Below are 14819 nucleotides of genomic sequence, written 5' to 3'. Positions count from 1 at the left end.
ACGCCTGGATCAACAAACCACCCGAGGAAGAACAGGAGGACCAACAACCAGCTGCTTAAGAACCGCTGGCCCCAAACATCTTGACAAATTCCGAGGCCCTGGGGTAGATCAGGGCCGGAGTGTTGATGCTCGAGAGGCGAGATCGGACTGGCGGGCACACCTGGACCGATACCAGGATGGGCGAGCGCTTGAGATGGGCGGCGGATGGATCCGGTGGATGGCGTGCCACGTGTGGACCGAGATCACCCGATGCGGCGTGCCCGGCGCCGAGCGTAACCGGCGGCCGCGCATTGGCTGGTGGGAACGAGCGGCACGGGTGGCCCAGCAGACGAGCTGCCCACACGCATGGACGGATGGTATTCGCCGCTCGATCGCCGACAGCACAGCTGTCTTCAGCGCCCCTATGAGCCGTGGCACGACGCTGCCTGGCAGAAGCTGGATGACGGCTGCCGTTGCCAATCGGCCAGCATCGCTCGCCCTCGACGAGGCGTATGCGCTGTGTGAGGCGTTGTGGAGCCAGAACTTCAACGCTCCGGCGCGCTTACGCAGGCGTGGCGTTGGGGTACCGTCAGCAACACGGACTGGCAGTTTCTCCTCGACATCTGCTCGCACTGGAAGTTCGGGAACGGAACGACCTCGCTCGACGACTTGCCCTCCAACCGGCCGGTCGGATCGTCGGCAGGGTGACGACCTCCAACCTCGAGCCGTGCACGAACTCACCCGGGTGCGGCACGACCATGCACGCCCAGCCGTCCTTGGTGACGGCATCGCCCAGTAGCCGCTCGATCTCCAACACAGGCGGGTTCGCCGACGTGGCGAATGAATTGTGCGGCCAGCTCGGCACCCTGGTCCGCTGAACGCCCCACGATGGTCGAGCTATGGCTTGCCTCCTGCGGCTATGGCTGGCTGCCGACCCGGCGTCGCAGCCCCTCGATGAGCAGGTCGAGCCCGAACCGGAACTGTTCGGATGCGTCTGGGTACAGCTCGTTCGCGAGGCGTACGGTCTCCGGGAAGGACTCCGAGGACGCGGCGAGGTAGTCAGCACGCCAACGGCGGTGGCGGGCAGCCTCCTCCTCTGCAGAGCGAGCCGGTCCTATCGAGTCGATGGCAGCGGAGCCGACAGTGAACTCCACCAGTGCGTGGTAGCCGTAGATCGTGTCATTGTCCGAGAGACCGGCCTCGACGAGAAGGCCAAGCAGGCGTTCGGTGAAGGCCCGCTCGTTCTTCATGCGGGACGGGCCGGAGGCCATCACTCGCGCGGCTCCTGGATGCGTCATCAACACCTGTCGGAGATCTCGACATACGCAAGCAACCCCATCGAGCCCGGCAGCGTCCCCGATGGCGGGCATGCTTTCGACCAAACTCGTCATGATACTGTCCGCAGCCTCGCGGAGGAGCTCGTCCATGTCTCGGAAGTGCCGGTAGAGGGCGGTCGGGTGCACACGGAGCGCTTCACCGATGGTCCGGGTCGACACAGCGGCATCGACGCCCCCGCGTTCTAGAAGTTCGGTAACGGCGGCGATGATCTTGTCGCGGCTGAGTCGCCGCGTGCGCGTCGCAGTGGGCATGGACTCTCCTCTTTGAGTCTGGGTGAGAGACAGCCCAGCGTATGCCTCAGTCGTAGAGACCGACCTTGCCCAGTCGGTCGAGGCATACCTCTCCGGACCACGGAAGCATCGTGATGCCCAGCCTCGAGTCGCGGTACATCCGCTCGAGGGGTAGATGCTTGAGCATCGATTGGCCACCGCAGACGCGCACCGCCAGCGAGGCCACCTTGTTGGCGTTCTCCATGACGGTGTAGACCGCGACCCATGCTCGCGCCAGCAACTCCTCATCCGGATCGATCCGGGTGTTGTCGAGAACATCGTAGAGGATCGCCCGGCTGGTCTCGTAGTCGATCTGCATCTGCCCCCACCCGACCTGCTTCTGCACCAGGTCACGGCGAGCGCCGCCGGGCGTCTGGCCCGGGGTCTCGCCCCGAAGGTACGTCCGGGTGAAGTCAAGGACCCCCCGAGTCAGACCCAGGTAGCTCGGAGCGAGCGACATGAACAGAAATGGGAATCGCTGCGCCGCCTGGTCATAGCCTCGCGCCGGCAGGACCTCGTTGTCCGCCGGTACGAAGACGTTCTCGAACAACAGCGTGCGTGAGACGGTGCCGCGCATACCCAGCGGATCCCAATCACCGACGATCTGTATGCCGTCGGCGGCCGCGGGGATCGACAGCAGCCGAATGAACGGCTCGCACGGAACCTGGCAGGTCACGTTGTAGCGGCTCGCCGCGCCGGACAACGACGCAAAGATCTTGCGTCCGGTGACCCGGAAGCCACCCGCGACAGGCTCCGCTTTGGTGTGCACGCCCGACGTGGCTCCGGCCGAGATGCCCTCGCTGAAGGGCTGGCTGTGGATGGCTCCCTCCTCGACCACCCCCCGGAACAGCTCGGCGCGACGCGCGTGGTGCAGAGCGCGGTCCTCCGCCGAGAAGTCGAGCATGTCCGCAACCTGGCCGGCCCAGAGCATGGTCGCATTGTGCATGTTGAACGTCAGGGCCGTAGCGCCGCAGTAGCGGCCGATCTCGGCCGAGACCCGTGCGTAGTCGGCATAGGAGGCCCCTATGCCGCCGTACTCCTCCGGGACGCACAGGGCGAGTAGCCCGGACGCCTTGAGATCGGCGAAGTTCTCCCAGGGAAATACTGCCTCACGGTCGTAGCGCACGGCCCGCTCGGCGAACGTCGGACCCAGCTCGCGGACCCGAGCCACCATCTCCTCCCGAGTGAGCGGAACAATGTCGTGGGATGTCTTCATGGCGAACAGTCTGCGGAACACATACCGAATATGTCAACATCACTGTCATACCCATTTACATCTTGGTGTGGCGCCGCCTAGACTCCTCGTCATGAATGTGGCCATGAATGAGATCACAAACGTCCTCGGCGGTCTTGTCGGTTGGAGGACTGCGGGTACGGAAGGCGCTCCGGTTGCCGTGTTCCTGCATGGCTTGGGCGGACGGCGCACCAACTGGGACCCCCAGCTGGCCGTCCTTCAGGACGTGCGCCGCTGCTGCGCGTGGGATCAACCCGGATACGGCGACTCTCCGGGCCTGCCCACCTCACTCCCGGAGCTCGCGACGGCCGCCGCCGAATGGATTACGACTCTCGGAGTGCGACAGGTGGATGTTGTCGGCCTGTCCTTCGGCGGCATGGTAGCCCAGCACCTCACCCTGGACTATCCACAGCTGGTCCGTACCCTGGCATTACTCGACACCAGTCCGGCATTCGGGCTCGATGGGGTCACCACGAAAGAAGACTGGATGGCCAGCCGGGTGACCCCGTTGCACGAAGCCTGCACTGCCTCAGAGCGGATCGTGGCCGGGCTCGTCGGCAAAGACTGCCCGGCCGAGGTACGGCAGGTGATGGTCGATTCGATGAGGTCAGTGCCTGCCGAGAGCCTTGCCGCTGCCTGTCGGGCCCTGGTCGACCACGACACCCGCGACCGACTGCACCAGATCCTAGTGCCCACCGTGGTGATGGTGGGATCAGAAGACACCGAGACGCCGCCCTCGTATGCGCGAGAGATCGCCTCCCATATTCCCGAGGCGCGGTTGGTGGAAGTTCCGGAGGCAGGTCATCTGCTCAACTTGGAAGATCCGGAGCGTGTGAACGCGGAGTTGCGCAGCCTGTGGAAACTTGGTGGGGCGGCGTGAGCGCCGAGTGGCGCTGGGTTCAGCGGTTCGCTGCTCAGTTCGAGCTCTGCTGCCTGGTGCCGACCGAGCTGTGCATCGTGTTATCGGAATCTGCAAGCCGCGCGGATATCGTCGAGTCCGCGCTCCTGGCTGCGCAGTCACTTGGCGCTCAGACCTTCCAGGTGGTGATGCCGACGCCGGCCAACCCTGGCCCGGTCGCATTGCGCTCAACCGGGACCAGCCTCGCGCTCCAGCAGAACAGCGCCGCGGTGGCTGCGCTGTGTCGCGCAGACTTCGTCGTTGACTGCACCGTCGAGGGTCTGCTGCATTCCCGGGAGCTCGGACAGATTCTGGCGTCCGGCACGCGGGTGCTGATGATCTCCAACGAGCACCCTGAGGTCTTCGAGCGCATGCACCACGACCCCGACATGGTCCGACGCGTCGACCTCGGCTACCAGATGATCTCGGCCGCCTCGACGATGCGGGTGACTTCCGAGGCCGGCACCGATCTAACCGTGCGGCTGGACGGGTCCTTCCGAGCCGGCTCCACCGGTGTGACGTCCGGTCCCGGCAGCATCGCCCACTGGCCCGGTGGCCTCGTCCTCGCCTTTCCGGCCCGCAACAGCGTCAACGGCATGATCGTGCTCGCCCCAGGCGATCTGAACTGCACTTTCAAGACCCACGTTCGCACGCCGATCCGGCTCACGGTCCGAGACGACTACGTGGTCGACGTCAGCGGCGACGGCTTCGATGCTCGCCAGCTCGCCAGCTACATGGCAGCCTTCAACGACCGCGAGGCGTACGCCAGCTCGCACCTGGGCTGGGGCATGAACCCTGGTGCGCGTTGGGACTACTTCGACCTCTACGACAAGTCCCAGCACAACGCCGTCGAAGCCCGGGCCGTCGAGGGCAATTTCATGTACTCGACCGGCGCAAACGAGACAGCCGGCCGGTTTACCCGGTGCCATTTCGACCTGCCCATGCTCGACTGCAGTGTCGAGCTGGACGGCGTCTCGATCGTCAGCGACGGCGTGCTCCAGGGTGACCTCGCCCCCACCTGCTCGGCGAATGCCGGTGTACTCGGACCGACTACCGCCGCGGACGAGGGGCCGGCGTCTTGACCATCGACCCGCGGTGGCACGATCATCGCTCGCTGGCTCCGTCCTACCCAGGCTGGATGCTTGAGGACCAGGATCGCACGTACGAAGAGACGATAGAACAGCGCTTCCTGACTGCGATGAGCTCCCTGGCTGCCACCGTCTGCGTCATTGCTGCCTCAAGCCCGTCCGGCGAGCGATTCGGGATCACGGCCACCGCCGTCTGCTCACTGTCCACCACGCCGCCGCAACTGGTGGCCTGCGTCAACCGCGGTTCGAGCATGGCAAAGGCGCTGACGGCGACCGGGTGGTTCTCAGTCAACATCCTCTCCCACAGTCAGGAGTCGATCGCTGCTACGTTTGCCGGACGCACGGGGCTCAAGGGATCCGACCGGTTCGCAAACGCCGACTGGTCGCAGCACACGACCGGAACCCCGACCCTCGACGGGGCGACTGCGGTCTGCGTCTGCCACCTCTCCAACAGCCTGCACCAAGCCAGCCACATGGTAGTGATCGGCCGAGTACTCGACGCGCTGCTCTGCGAGGGCGAGACTCCCCTGCCGCTGATGTACCACCAGCGCCGGTTCACGACCGTGAGCCCTGACGTAACAGAGGAGCCCAAATGAAGCCTGAGGAATACATCGAGAAGTTCGGCCGTGGGTTCGCCACGGTTGCCTTGGCCGACACCAATGGTCTGCTCCGCGGACAGCTGGTCTCGTCGAGCAGCCTGGCCGGCATACTACGCGACGGTATGGGCATGGCACCGGCCACGCTGGCGCTTGATCCCACAGACGAGTTCCTCACACTACCCGGTGTCACCGACGCCTCGGCCGACTTCCATGACGACTTCCTGAAGGTCGATCCGGACAGCGCCAGGCGGGTGCCCTGGGCCGAGGACGGACGGGATCTGCTCCTGCTGGCGACCTACTCCGGTGAGGCCGCCCAGCTGTGCCCGCGGTCGTTGCTCGGGAAAGTCCTCGCTACAGCCGCTAACTATGGTTATGCGCCGCGGTACGGCATCGAACTCGAATACACGCTGTTCGACGAAACGGCGGAGAGTGCCCGTGCCAAGAACTATCACGATCTGCGCACCGCCACTGCGCACAAGAGCCATGACCTAGTCATCTACCAAGTCCACCAGTCCGACTGGTACGGCGCCGTGGCCGACATGTGCGAGGCCCTACGAATCGACCTGTCGAAGATGCACGAGGAGATCGGCGGCGGTTTCATGGAGGCATGCACTGCCCCCGGCGAGGGCTTGGAACCGGCAGATCAACTGGTGTTGTTGAAAAACTTTCTTCGGATCCTCGCGATGCGCCGCGGAAAGACGGTTTGCTTTATGCCGCGCTGGAATGAGGATGCGGACAGCCAGTCGAGCCACGTACACATGTCCCTTCTCGACTCCGTCGGAAACCCGGTGTTCCACGATGCCGGTGACATACATGGGACGTCACGGGCTTTCATACACTTCCTGGGCGGGCTGCGTCGCTACTTGGGTGAGCTCTCGCTGTTGTTCCTGCCCACTGTCAACTCCTATCGGCGCTTCGCCCCAGGTACTTTCGCCCCTTCAGGGCTGACCTGGGGCTATGAGAATCGCACGGCCTGTCTGCGTGTCGTCGGCCACGACGACGACACCCTGCGTGTCGAGAACCGTCTCGCCGGCGCCGACGCCAACCCATACCTGATCGTGGCTGCCATGGTGGCTGCCGGGACCGCGGGGATCATCGAAGAACTCGACCCAGGTGAACCGATAACGGGCAATGGCTATGAGCAGAATCAGGAGGGGCCGGGGTTCGCGCGTTCCATGCCGGAGGCGATCGAGCGAATGCGCGGTTCGACATTCGCCCGGGACTGGTTCGGCGACGCATTTGTCGATGGTTTCGCAGCAACCAGGCAAAGCCAGCTCGACACATTCGCAGCCAAGGTGCCCGACGTCGAGCTTGAGCGCTTCTTCGATCTCGGATGAGTACCGGAATGGTGCGCACAACCGAGGGGCCGGCTCCCCGGGTGCTAATGAACACGTGGCGACGAAAGGGACAGGTGTTCGGCCCGCCGATCCGCGACATGTACGGCGCGGAGGTGCAGTACGTCCACGCAGTGCAGCGCGCCGGCGCTCGGGTCTTGCTCAGCCCTCAGGCCAGCGTCGGCACCGACCCTCGCGAGGTGATCCAGGGTATGACCGGGCTCGTGCTCATCGGTGGGGAGGATCTTGCCGCCCCCGTCAGCGGGGTCTGCCCCCATACCGTTGGGGAGAATGCCTCGGAGTCCCTCGACCGCTGGGACATTGCCCTGTTGAGGGCAGCCCTAAGCGCAGAGCTCCCCGTGCTCGCGATCTGCCGCGGGCTGCAATTATTGAATGCGGCCTGCGGCGGGACCCTGCACGGGGACATCGCTGGCAGGTCCCCCGAGCACCCGCCCGTTGCTGCCGACCCGGAGCTAGCCGAGACGCACCGGCACGGTGTCACATTCACTCCGGGCAGTCTGCTCGCAACCGTGTACGGCTTGTCCGGCAAGGAGGTGAACTCGCTGCACCATCAGGCCATCGATCGGCTCGGCGATGGGCTCGATATCGCAGCCCGCGCCTCAGACGGCGGCATCGAGGCTATTGAGCTCGTCGATGCCCGCTGGTGTGTCGGTGTCCAATGGCATCCGGAGCTGCTCCCCGAAGACGACCGGGAGCAAGCTCTCTTCCGGTCATTCGTCTCCGCGTGTGCCGAACCGGGGCACGCCACACACCCGACTGCCCGCACGAACCTGGAGCGGGACTATCGCAAATTTGGTGTTTCTGGTCCGTGACACGCCCCCGTGAGTGGGGCGGGATCGGAGTAGTAGCGCATGACACTGCAGGACGTGAACCACACCGCGCAGGAGAAGCAGGATCAGGCAGGACCGCAGCAGCAGTCGGGTCGGCGGCGTGAGCCGGCCGATCGGCGGCCGAAGAAGTCCGAGGAGCAGGCTCGCCGGTTGGCGGCGATCACTGAGCTGGTGCAGGAAGCCCGCGCGAACGGTGACTCGCTGACCGGGCCCTCGGGGTTGCCCGAAGGACCTGACGAAGATGGTGCTGGAAGAGGAGATGACCGAGCACCCCTCGGCCACGGCAGACACGAGTCGCCGGCACCGGCCGTCGACGCTGACAATGCCGACCAGGATGGGATGCCCGGGGGGTCGGGTTCGTAATGTTCGCAACGGTTCTCGCACGAAGACCGTGCTGACCGATAACGTCGGCAAGGTCGAGATCCAGGTGCCGCGGGACCGGGCCGGCACCTTCGAGCCGGTCATCGTGCCCAAGCACCACCGCAAGCTCGGGTCGGTCGAGCAGGTGATGCTGTCGCTGACGGCGAAAGACCTGACGACCGGAGAGATCAGCGCCCACCTGGAGGAGATCTACGGCGCGAGCGTGTCCAAGGACACCATCTCCCGGATCACCGACCGGCTCAGTGAGGAGATGAACGAGTGGCTCTGCCGGCCCCTGGAGGCCGTGTACGCGGCGATCTTTCCAATTCGCGCTGCGCGTCTAGGCATTGGCTCCAGTCGACGCGATCGTGGTCAAGGTGAGGGACGGTTCCAAACCCTCGCTTCGCTGCGTAGCTTGGCTCCAGGGTCGCCAACCGGCCGTTCTACGCCGCGATCGGGGTCACCGTCGACGGGTGCAAGGACGTGCTCGGGTTATGGGCCGGCACCCCCGGGTGACGGGGAGGGCGCGAAGTACTGGCTGGCGGTGCTGACGCCAGCTGAAAAACCGCGGCGTGGCCGACACGATGTTCGTGGTGTGTGACGGCCTGAAAGGGTTGCCGGAGGTGGTGGCCACGACGTGGCCGGACGCGATCGTGCAAACGTGCGTGATTCACCTGCTACGCGGGCAGTTTCCGGCTCACCAGTCGCAAGTACTGGGACCAGATCGCCCGGGAGTTGAAGCTGGTCTCTCCCCGCACGCGGGAGGTACCCAGGGTCGGGTGGCCCGAGGCATTGCAGCCCCGGGCTCCCACGGAACGGAGCGTGACAGTCTCCTGTCACTCCGCTCTTGTCACCTTGGTCATCAGCGGGTAGTTGACCCAGACCCAGTGAGCGAAGAGGCGAGGATACTGCGCGGTGACGCGCTCCTGTCGGCGACGCTTGAAAACTGGTCAGTTACGACGCTTGAAAAGTGAACACTCACGACGATCGGAGGGTGATCACATTGGAGGACTGGGCGCTGATCAGGAGGATGTCTGCTGAGGGCGTGCCGAAGGCACGCATCGCGCAGCAGTTGGGCATCTCTCGCACGACGGTGCTGAAGGCGGCGGGATCGGACCGGCCTCCGAAGTATGTGCGGCCCACGGGGCCAACATCGTTCACACCATTCGAGCCTGCGGTGCGGCAATTGCTGGCGAAGACCCCGGACATGCCGGCGACCGTGATCGCCGAACGCCTCGGGTGGACCGGGTCCATCACCTGGTTCCGCGACAACGTGCGCCGGCTGCGGCCGGATTACCGGACGGTGGATCCGGCTGACCGGTTGATCTGGTTGCCCGGCGATGCCGTCCAGTGCGATCTGTGGTTCCCACCGGCCGATGTTCCGTTGGAGGACGGCTCCACGCCGTTGTTGCCGGTGCTGGTGATGACCTGCGCGCACTCGCGGTTCATGCTCGCCACGATGATCCCCACGAGGCACACGCAGGACCTGCTGCTGGGCAAGTGGGACCTATTACGGCAACTGGGTGCCGTGCCGCGCAGGTTGATCTGGGACAACGAGTCCGGCATCGGCCGCGGGAAACGCCACGCCGACGGCGTCGCCCTGCGTGTCAAGGTGAGTTGAGTCCAAGTGTGTCCCTGGAATCGACCGCTAGAGCCCGGATCACCGAATGTCGGGCCGTCAGCTGTTGCTCGTCGCCGACCGAGGCCCGGGCGCAAGTAGCGCACAAGTAGTGCACGCACGAATTGAAGAAGCCCCTGATCCTGCGTGTCCGCAGGTCAAGGGCCTTTTCTCCGTCGTGGACGATACTGGGATCGAACCAGTGACCTCTTCCGTGTCAGGGAAGCGCGCTACCGCTGCGCCAATCGTCCAGAGCGATACGTCTGCTATCGCAGAGCGGACAACCGGGCTCGAACCGGCGACCTCAACCTTGGCAAGGTTGCGCTCTACCAACTGAGCTATGTCCGCCTGTAAACCCTGACCGTGCGGCCGGGGCAACGGTTCAGAACTCTATCCGACACCCGGCTCAACAACCAAAACGGCCCGTCCGGAACGTTTCAGCGGTCATGGTTTGCGAGGTGGAGACGGGATTTGAACCCGTGTAGACGGCTTTGCAGGCCGTTGCCTCGCCTCTCGGCCACTCCACCGTGCGGTCCGAATCCGGTTCCCGCGACGGGAAACTGGATCACACCAGAGCGGACAACCGGGCTCGAACCGGCGACCTCAACCTTGGCAAGGTTGCGCTCTACCAACTGAGCTATGTCCGCCTGCTGACGACGTGGAAACCACATCGGCACGCGCCGAAACATTAGCCGATCGCCCGCCGGGAATCCAACTGGACCTCCACCGGTGTGGCGTCGTCCCCGATCGGTTCCGGTATGACGCGAACCGGTCGCTTCATGACCGCGGGCTTCGGCCGTGCCGCAGTCATCGCAGACCGGGCGGGCTCGGCCGCCGCGTTCTGCTCGCGCAGCCGCGTCATACCGTCGCCGATCCACTCGATCGCTCGCTCCCGTACCGGCGTGCGCTCCGGCGCACTCCACAACCGCACCGAGGCCGCGTTGAGCGCGGCCCCGATGAGCACTGCGATGCCCAGGAAGTACAGCCAGGTCAGCACCACGATCGTGGCCGCCAGCGGCCCGTAGATGCTGGCGCTGTGATCGCCGATCGACCGGCCCAGGAACCACCGCAACACCATCGACGCGACCACCCAGGTCACCAAGGTCAGCGTGGCTCCGGGCAGATGCCGCAGCCACGGCAGCCGTCCCGGGGTGGCGATGTGGAAGAACGTCGCCAGCGTCAGGATCGTCAATCCGCCGACCAGCGGCCAGTAGAGCACCATCAGGAAACGCAGTCCCGGCGGCAGCCAGCTGCCGAGCAGGTCCGGTCCGATGACGATGAGCGGGATGACGGCCGCGCCGAAGACCAGCCCACCGAAATACAGCGACAGTGACAGCAGCCGCGCCTTGACCACACCCCGGTGCCCACCGTGTCCGTAGATGATCGAGACGGTGTCAAGCATCACGTTCAGCGCCCGCGAGCCGGACCACAGCGAGAGCAGGAAGCCGACCGAGATGACGTCGGGCCGTCCGGCACTGAGCGCGGACTTGATCGTCGGCATGATCACGTCTCGCAGGCTCTGCTCGGTGAGGAACCCCGACGCGTAGCGCTCGATGTTCGCGGTGACCTGCGCGACGATGTTCGGCCCGAGCCAGTGCCCGAGATAGCCGACGGCACCGAGCAGACCGAAGATCAGCGGCGGCAGGGACAGCAGGGCGAAGAAGCCCGCCTCGGCGGCCAGCCCGGTCACGCGGTACTTCATGCACACGCGGAACGTCCCCGCCACCAGCCTCGCAAGCGCCAGCAGCCCTGGCACACGGGACAACTCGCGCCGCAGCGTGTCCTTCACGCCCATCGGTGCATCCGTCCTCGCGCGGTGTCACAAGTCACTTGGACCAAGGTAGCCGCGGCACGGCGAAAACCCGTGCAGCACAATGCCGTGTATGGAAATCTGGCCGGGAAAGCCCTACCCCCTTGGTGCCACGTATGACGGTGCCGGCGTCAACTTCGCGCTGTTCTCTGAAATCGCCGACGGTGTCGAGCTCTGCTTCATCAGCGAGTCGCTGGAGGAGACGCGCGTCGCGTTGACCGAGGTCGACGGACATGTCTGGCACGGCTATGCCCCAGGCATACAGCCTGGACAGCGGTACGGCTACCGCGTCTACGGGCCGCACGACCCGTCTCAGGGCGAGCGGTGCAACCCCGCCAAACTGCTGCTCGACCCCTACGCCAAGGCGATCGACGGCCAGGTCGACGGCGACGAGGCGCTGTTCAGCTACCGCTTCGACGACCCCGACGCGTTCAACGAGGACGACTCCCTGCACCACACGATGCTGTCGGTCGTCGTCAACCCGTTCTTCGACTGGGGCCACGACCGCCCGCCGCGGCACGAATACCACGAGAGCGTCATCTACGAGACCCACGTCAAGGGCCTGACGATGACGCACCCGGATGTGCCGGAGGAGATCCGCGGGACGTATTCGGGCCTCGCCCACCCGGCAGTCATCGATCACCTCACCCAGCTCGGTGTGACGGCGGTCGAGCTGCTGCCGGTCCACCAGTTCGTCCAGGACAGCGGCCTAACCGAGAAGGGCCTGCGCAACTACTGGGGTTACAACACCATCGGATTCCTCGCGCCGCACAACGAATACGCCGCAACCGGCGACGGCCAGCAGGTCAGCGAGTTCAAGGCGATGGTGAAGGCGCTGCACGACGCGAACATCGAGGTGATCCTGGACGTCGTCTACAACCACACCGCCGAGGGCAGCGAGCTCGGCCCGACGCTGGCCTTCCGGGGCATCGACAACACCGCCTACTACCGGCTCGTGGACGACGACATGTCGCACTACTACGACACGACCGGCACCGGCAACAGCCTGCTGATGCGCAGTCCGCACGTGCTGCAGCTGATCATGGACTCGCTGCGCTACTGGGTGCAGGAGATGCACGTCGACGGCTTCCGCTTCGACCTGGCCGCCACCCTGGCACGCCAGTTCCACGAGGTCGACAAACTCTCGGCGTTCTTCGACATCATCCACCAGGACCCGGTCATCTCCCAGGTCAAGCTGATCGCCGAACCGTGGGACCTCGGCGACGGCGGATACCAGGTCGGCAACTTCCCGCCCTTGTGGACCGAGTGGAACGGCAAATACCGGGACACGGTGCGCGACTTCTGGCGCGGTGAACCCTCCACCCTCGGCGAATTCGCTTCTCGCATCACCGGATCCAGCGACCTCTATGCGCACTCCGGGCGCCGGCCGATCGCGTCGATCAACTTCGTCACCGCGCACGACGGTTTCACCCTGCGAGACCTCGTCTCCTACAACGAGAAGCACAATGACGCCAACGGCGAGAACAACCAGGATGGCGAGAGCCACAACCGGTCGTGGAACTGCGGGGCCGAAGGCCCCACCGACGACGCCGAGATCGAGGCATTGCGCGCCCGGCAGCAACGCAACTTCCTCGCGACCCTGTTGCTGAGCCAAGGAGTGCCGATGCTCGCGCACGGCGACGAGCTCGGCCGCACCCAGCGTGGCAACAACAACGCCTACTGCCAGGACAACGACATCTCGTGGATCGACTGGCAGACCGGCGAAACCGAGCAGTCACTGCTCGACTTCACCCGCACGGTGATCGCGCTGCGCCACGACCACCCCACCTTCCGCCGGCGCCGGTTCTTCAGCGGCGACGCCCAGCACGGCGGCGCCAGCGACCAGGGAGACATCGAGTGGTACTCCCCCAGCGGCACCGAGATGAACGAACTCGACTGGCGCAACGGCTACGCGCGCACGCTGATGGTCTTCCTCAACGGCCGCGCGATCAGCGGCCCGGACTCCCGCGGACAGGAAGTCGTCGACGATCACTTCCTGCTGCTCTTCAACGGTCACCACGAACCCGTCGAATTCACCGTCCCCGCGAGCCTGTATGACGGCTCCTGGCAGGTCGCGTTGGACACCGCGGACGCCGAGAACGCCACCGGGACGTCATACGACCCGGGCGCCGAACTGGAGGTCCCGAGCCGGTCGATCCTCGTGCTGCAGGCGAAGCCGGACGACTGACCAGGATCAGTCTGCGTTCCGGCCGAAGGACGGACCATCAGCGCCAGGTGCAGGACGCGAGGACGAGGAACGAATCCTCGCGTCATGCGCAGAACTCGCCCACCAGCCGCTCCCACCTGTCCGGGTCGACGTTCCAGCCGCGACAGTGCCGGGCGACGTCCCAGGTCTCCAGCAGGACCAGGTCGGGACGTGCGGCGGCGAGCGCGGCCGACGGCGCGTAGGGGACGAATTCGTCCACCGCAGAATGGATCAGCAGCATCGGACGGCTGAGTTCATCGGATCGACGCACCCAGTCGGTCTCCCGGATGTCGACCGGCTCGTCCAGGCCTGCGAAGGCGTGCCGCAGCGGGCTGCGCAGCAGCCTGCCCCCCGCGGTGGAGATCAGCCGCGGCAGCTTGTTCTCCCCAGCATGGAAGTCGAGCACCGGCGGCCAGCTGACCACCGGCGAGTCGAGGACGACCCGGTCGACCAGGTCGGCGATCCAGGAGCGGTCGAGCAGCTGCAGCACCGTCGCGCCACCCATCGACCAGCCGAAGAGCAGCACCTCCCTGGCCCCGCATGAGGCGGCATACAGCACCGCCGATTCGACATCGGCCCACTCGGTGAGCCCCAGGTGGTAGCGGCGATCCGGACCCTGTGGTGCCCCGATGTCGTTGCGGTAGCAGGGTATGACGCTGCTGATCCCGAGTTCGTGCAGCACCGGGACCGCGCGCAGCGTCTCCCCGCGCTGCGCGCCCCGCCCGTGCACCAGCACCGCCCAGCGGTCGCTGCCGGGCATCCGGTCCACCCAGGCTGGCATACCGCCGACGGGGGTGTCGAGCGTGACTTCCGCGAGCGACACAGGCAGCGAGGTGGCCGGCGGACCGCAGAAGTAGTAGCTGTTGAAGCGGGCATGACCGACTTCGAGAACCCCGAAATCGACGCCGTCCAGGCGGCGGGTCACCCGCCCCGCGTCGATGCCGAGCACCTCACCGAGGCGCGCGTGCGTCTCAAAACCGTTCTGCCACAGGCCATACCGGCCGGGCGCGATCGACTCGGCGGTGTTCTCGAAGACGACGTGGTCGCTGCCGACCTCCAGCAGGGGTGCGTCGTCGACCGGCACGACCGGCGTCACCAGCTGCCGCGCGAAGTATGACGAGATGCCGAACGCACCGCCGCCGACCGCCACGGTCGCACCCGCGGTCACCCCCACAGCCGGCGCGATCGACCGGCGAAGCACTTGGCTGCCCACGGCCCCATCGTCGCAGGCTCCG

The 14819-nt window shown here is 65.7% G+C and carries 12 protein-coding genes, 4 tRNA genes and 1 pseudogene; 9 read left to right on the top strand and 8 right to left on the bottom strand.

Features of this window, described 5'->3' with window-relative positions; genetic code table 11:
* The first annotated feature begins 683 nt into the window (after nucleotides 1–683).
* On the top strand, nucleotides 684–857 hold the full coding sequence (locus EFY87_RS20420) for a hypothetical protein (protein ID WP_158607702.1): 174 nt from the start codon (nucleotides 684–686) through the stop codon (nucleotides 855–857).
* A 39-nt stretch (nucleotides 858–896) separates the two neighbouring features.
* On the opposite strand, the gene EFY87_RS21025 is transcribed toward EFY87_RS20420, so the two are convergent.
* Entirely contained in the window at nucleotides 897–1568 is a 672-nt protein-coding gene (locus EFY87_RS21025) for a TetR/AcrR family transcriptional regulator (RefSeq protein WP_123272840.1), read from the bottom strand.
* A 46-nt stretch (nucleotides 1569–1614) separates the two neighbouring features.
* A complete protein-coding gene (locus EFY87_RS17855; protein WP_123272839.1) occupies nucleotides 1615–2802 on the bottom strand; it encodes an acyl-CoA dehydrogenase family protein in 1188 nt (395 codons plus the stop codon).
* A 91-nt stretch (nucleotides 2803–2893) separates the two neighbouring features.
* Here EFY87_RS17855 and EFY87_RS17850 point away from each other — a divergent pair, with 91 nt between their 5' ends.
* From EFY87_RS17850 to EFY87_RS17810, 7 genes and pseudogenes are all read left to right on the top strand, one after another.
* Nucleotides 2894–3700, top strand: coding sequence for an alpha/beta fold hydrolase (locus tag EFY87_RS17850; RefSeq protein WP_158607701.1), 807 nt, complete (start codon nucleotides 2894–2896; stop codon nucleotides 3698–3700).
* Nucleotides 3676–4800, top strand: coding sequence for a 2,5-dihydroxypyridine 5,6-dioxygenase NicX family protein (locus EFY87_RS17845; protein ID WP_484103574.1), 1125 nt, complete (start codon nucleotides 3676–3678; stop codon nucleotides 4798–4800). Before EFY87_RS17850 ends, EFY87_RS17845 begins: the two co-directional genes overlap by 25 nt.
* 56 nt (nucleotides 4801–4856) lie before the next feature.
* Nucleotides 4857–5402, top strand: coding sequence for a flavin reductase family protein (locus EFY87_RS17840; RefSeq protein ID WP_123272838.1), 546 nt, complete (start codon nucleotides 4857–4859; stop codon nucleotides 5400–5402).
* Nucleotides 5399–6742: a glutamine synthetase family protein gene (locus EFY87_RS17835; protein WP_123272837.1), complete on the top strand. Its 1344-nt coding sequence runs from the start codon at nucleotides 5399–5401 to the stop codon at nucleotides 6740–6742. The genes EFY87_RS17840 and EFY87_RS17835 overlap by 4 nt, the downstream gene beginning before the upstream one ends.
* A gap of 74 nt (nucleotides 6743–6816) precedes the next feature.
* Complete coding sequence (locus tag EFY87_RS17830; protein ID WP_158607700.1) at nucleotides 6817–7572, top strand: gamma-glutamyl-gamma-aminobutyrate hydrolase family protein; 756 nt, start codon at nucleotides 6817–6819, stop codon at nucleotides 7570–7572.
* Nucleotides 7573–7611: 39 nt separating this feature from the next.
* Nucleotides 7612–8691: pseudogene (locus tag EFY87_RS21020) on the top strand (IS256 family transposase); the annotation flags it as partial.
* A gap of 253 nt (nucleotides 8692–8944) precedes the next feature.
* On the top strand, nucleotides 8945–9571 hold the full coding sequence (locus EFY87_RS17810) for a helix-turn-helix domain-containing protein (protein WP_220093697.1): 627 nt from the start codon (nucleotides 8945–8947) through the stop codon (nucleotides 9569–9571).
* Between the two features lie 176 nt (nucleotides 9572–9747).
* On the opposite strand, the gene EFY87_RS17805 is transcribed toward EFY87_RS17810, so the two are convergent.
* The 5 genes from EFY87_RS17805 to EFY87_RS17785 form a co-directional block, all read right to left on the bottom strand.
* Nucleotides 9748–9819, bottom strand: a tRNA-Val gene (locus EFY87_RS17805).
* A gap of 24 nt (nucleotides 9820–9843) precedes the next feature.
* Nucleotides 9844–9916: transfer RNA gene (locus EFY87_RS17800), tRNA-Gly, on the bottom strand.
* A gap of 108 nt (nucleotides 9917–10024) precedes the next feature.
* Nucleotides 10025–10095, bottom strand: a tRNA-Cys gene (locus tag EFY87_RS17795).
* A gap of 47 nt (nucleotides 10096–10142) precedes the next feature.
* Nucleotides 10143–10215: transfer RNA gene (locus tag EFY87_RS17790), tRNA-Gly, on the bottom strand.
* 41 nt (nucleotides 10216–10256) lie between these two features.
* Nucleotides 10257–11363 (bottom strand): YihY/virulence factor BrkB family protein, encoded by a 1107-nt coding sequence (locus EFY87_RS17785; RefSeq protein ID WP_123272834.1) that lies wholly within the window; start codon nucleotides 11361–11363, stop codon nucleotides 10257–10259.
* Nucleotides 11364–11451: 88 nt separating this feature from the next.
* Between EFY87_RS17785 and glgX the strand changes: the two genes are divergently transcribed.
* Nucleotides 11452–13566 (top strand): glycogen debranching protein GlgX, encoded by a 2115-nt coding sequence (gene glgX / locus EFY87_RS17780; RefSeq protein WP_123272833.1) that lies wholly within the window; start codon nucleotides 11452–11454, stop codon nucleotides 13564–13566.
* Between the two features lie 82 nt (nucleotides 13567–13648).
* Here glgX and EFY87_RS17775 read toward each other — a convergent pair whose 3' ends face one another.
* Complete coding sequence (locus EFY87_RS17775) at nucleotides 13649–14797, bottom strand: alpha/beta hydrolase family protein (RefSeq protein WP_123272832.1); 1149 nt, start codon at nucleotides 14795–14797, stop codon at nucleotides 13649–13651.
* Nucleotides 14798–14819 lie beyond the last annotated feature (22 nt).

The sequence above is a fragment of the Flexivirga caeni genome (assembly GCF_003724155.1).
Taxonomy (GTDB): Bacteria; Actinomycetota; Actinomycetes; order Actinomycetales; family Dermatophilaceae; genus Flexivirga; species Flexivirga caeni.
The sequence above is the reverse complement of the archived record's forward strand: the minus strand, read 5'-3'. Positions and strand labels throughout refer to the sequence as shown.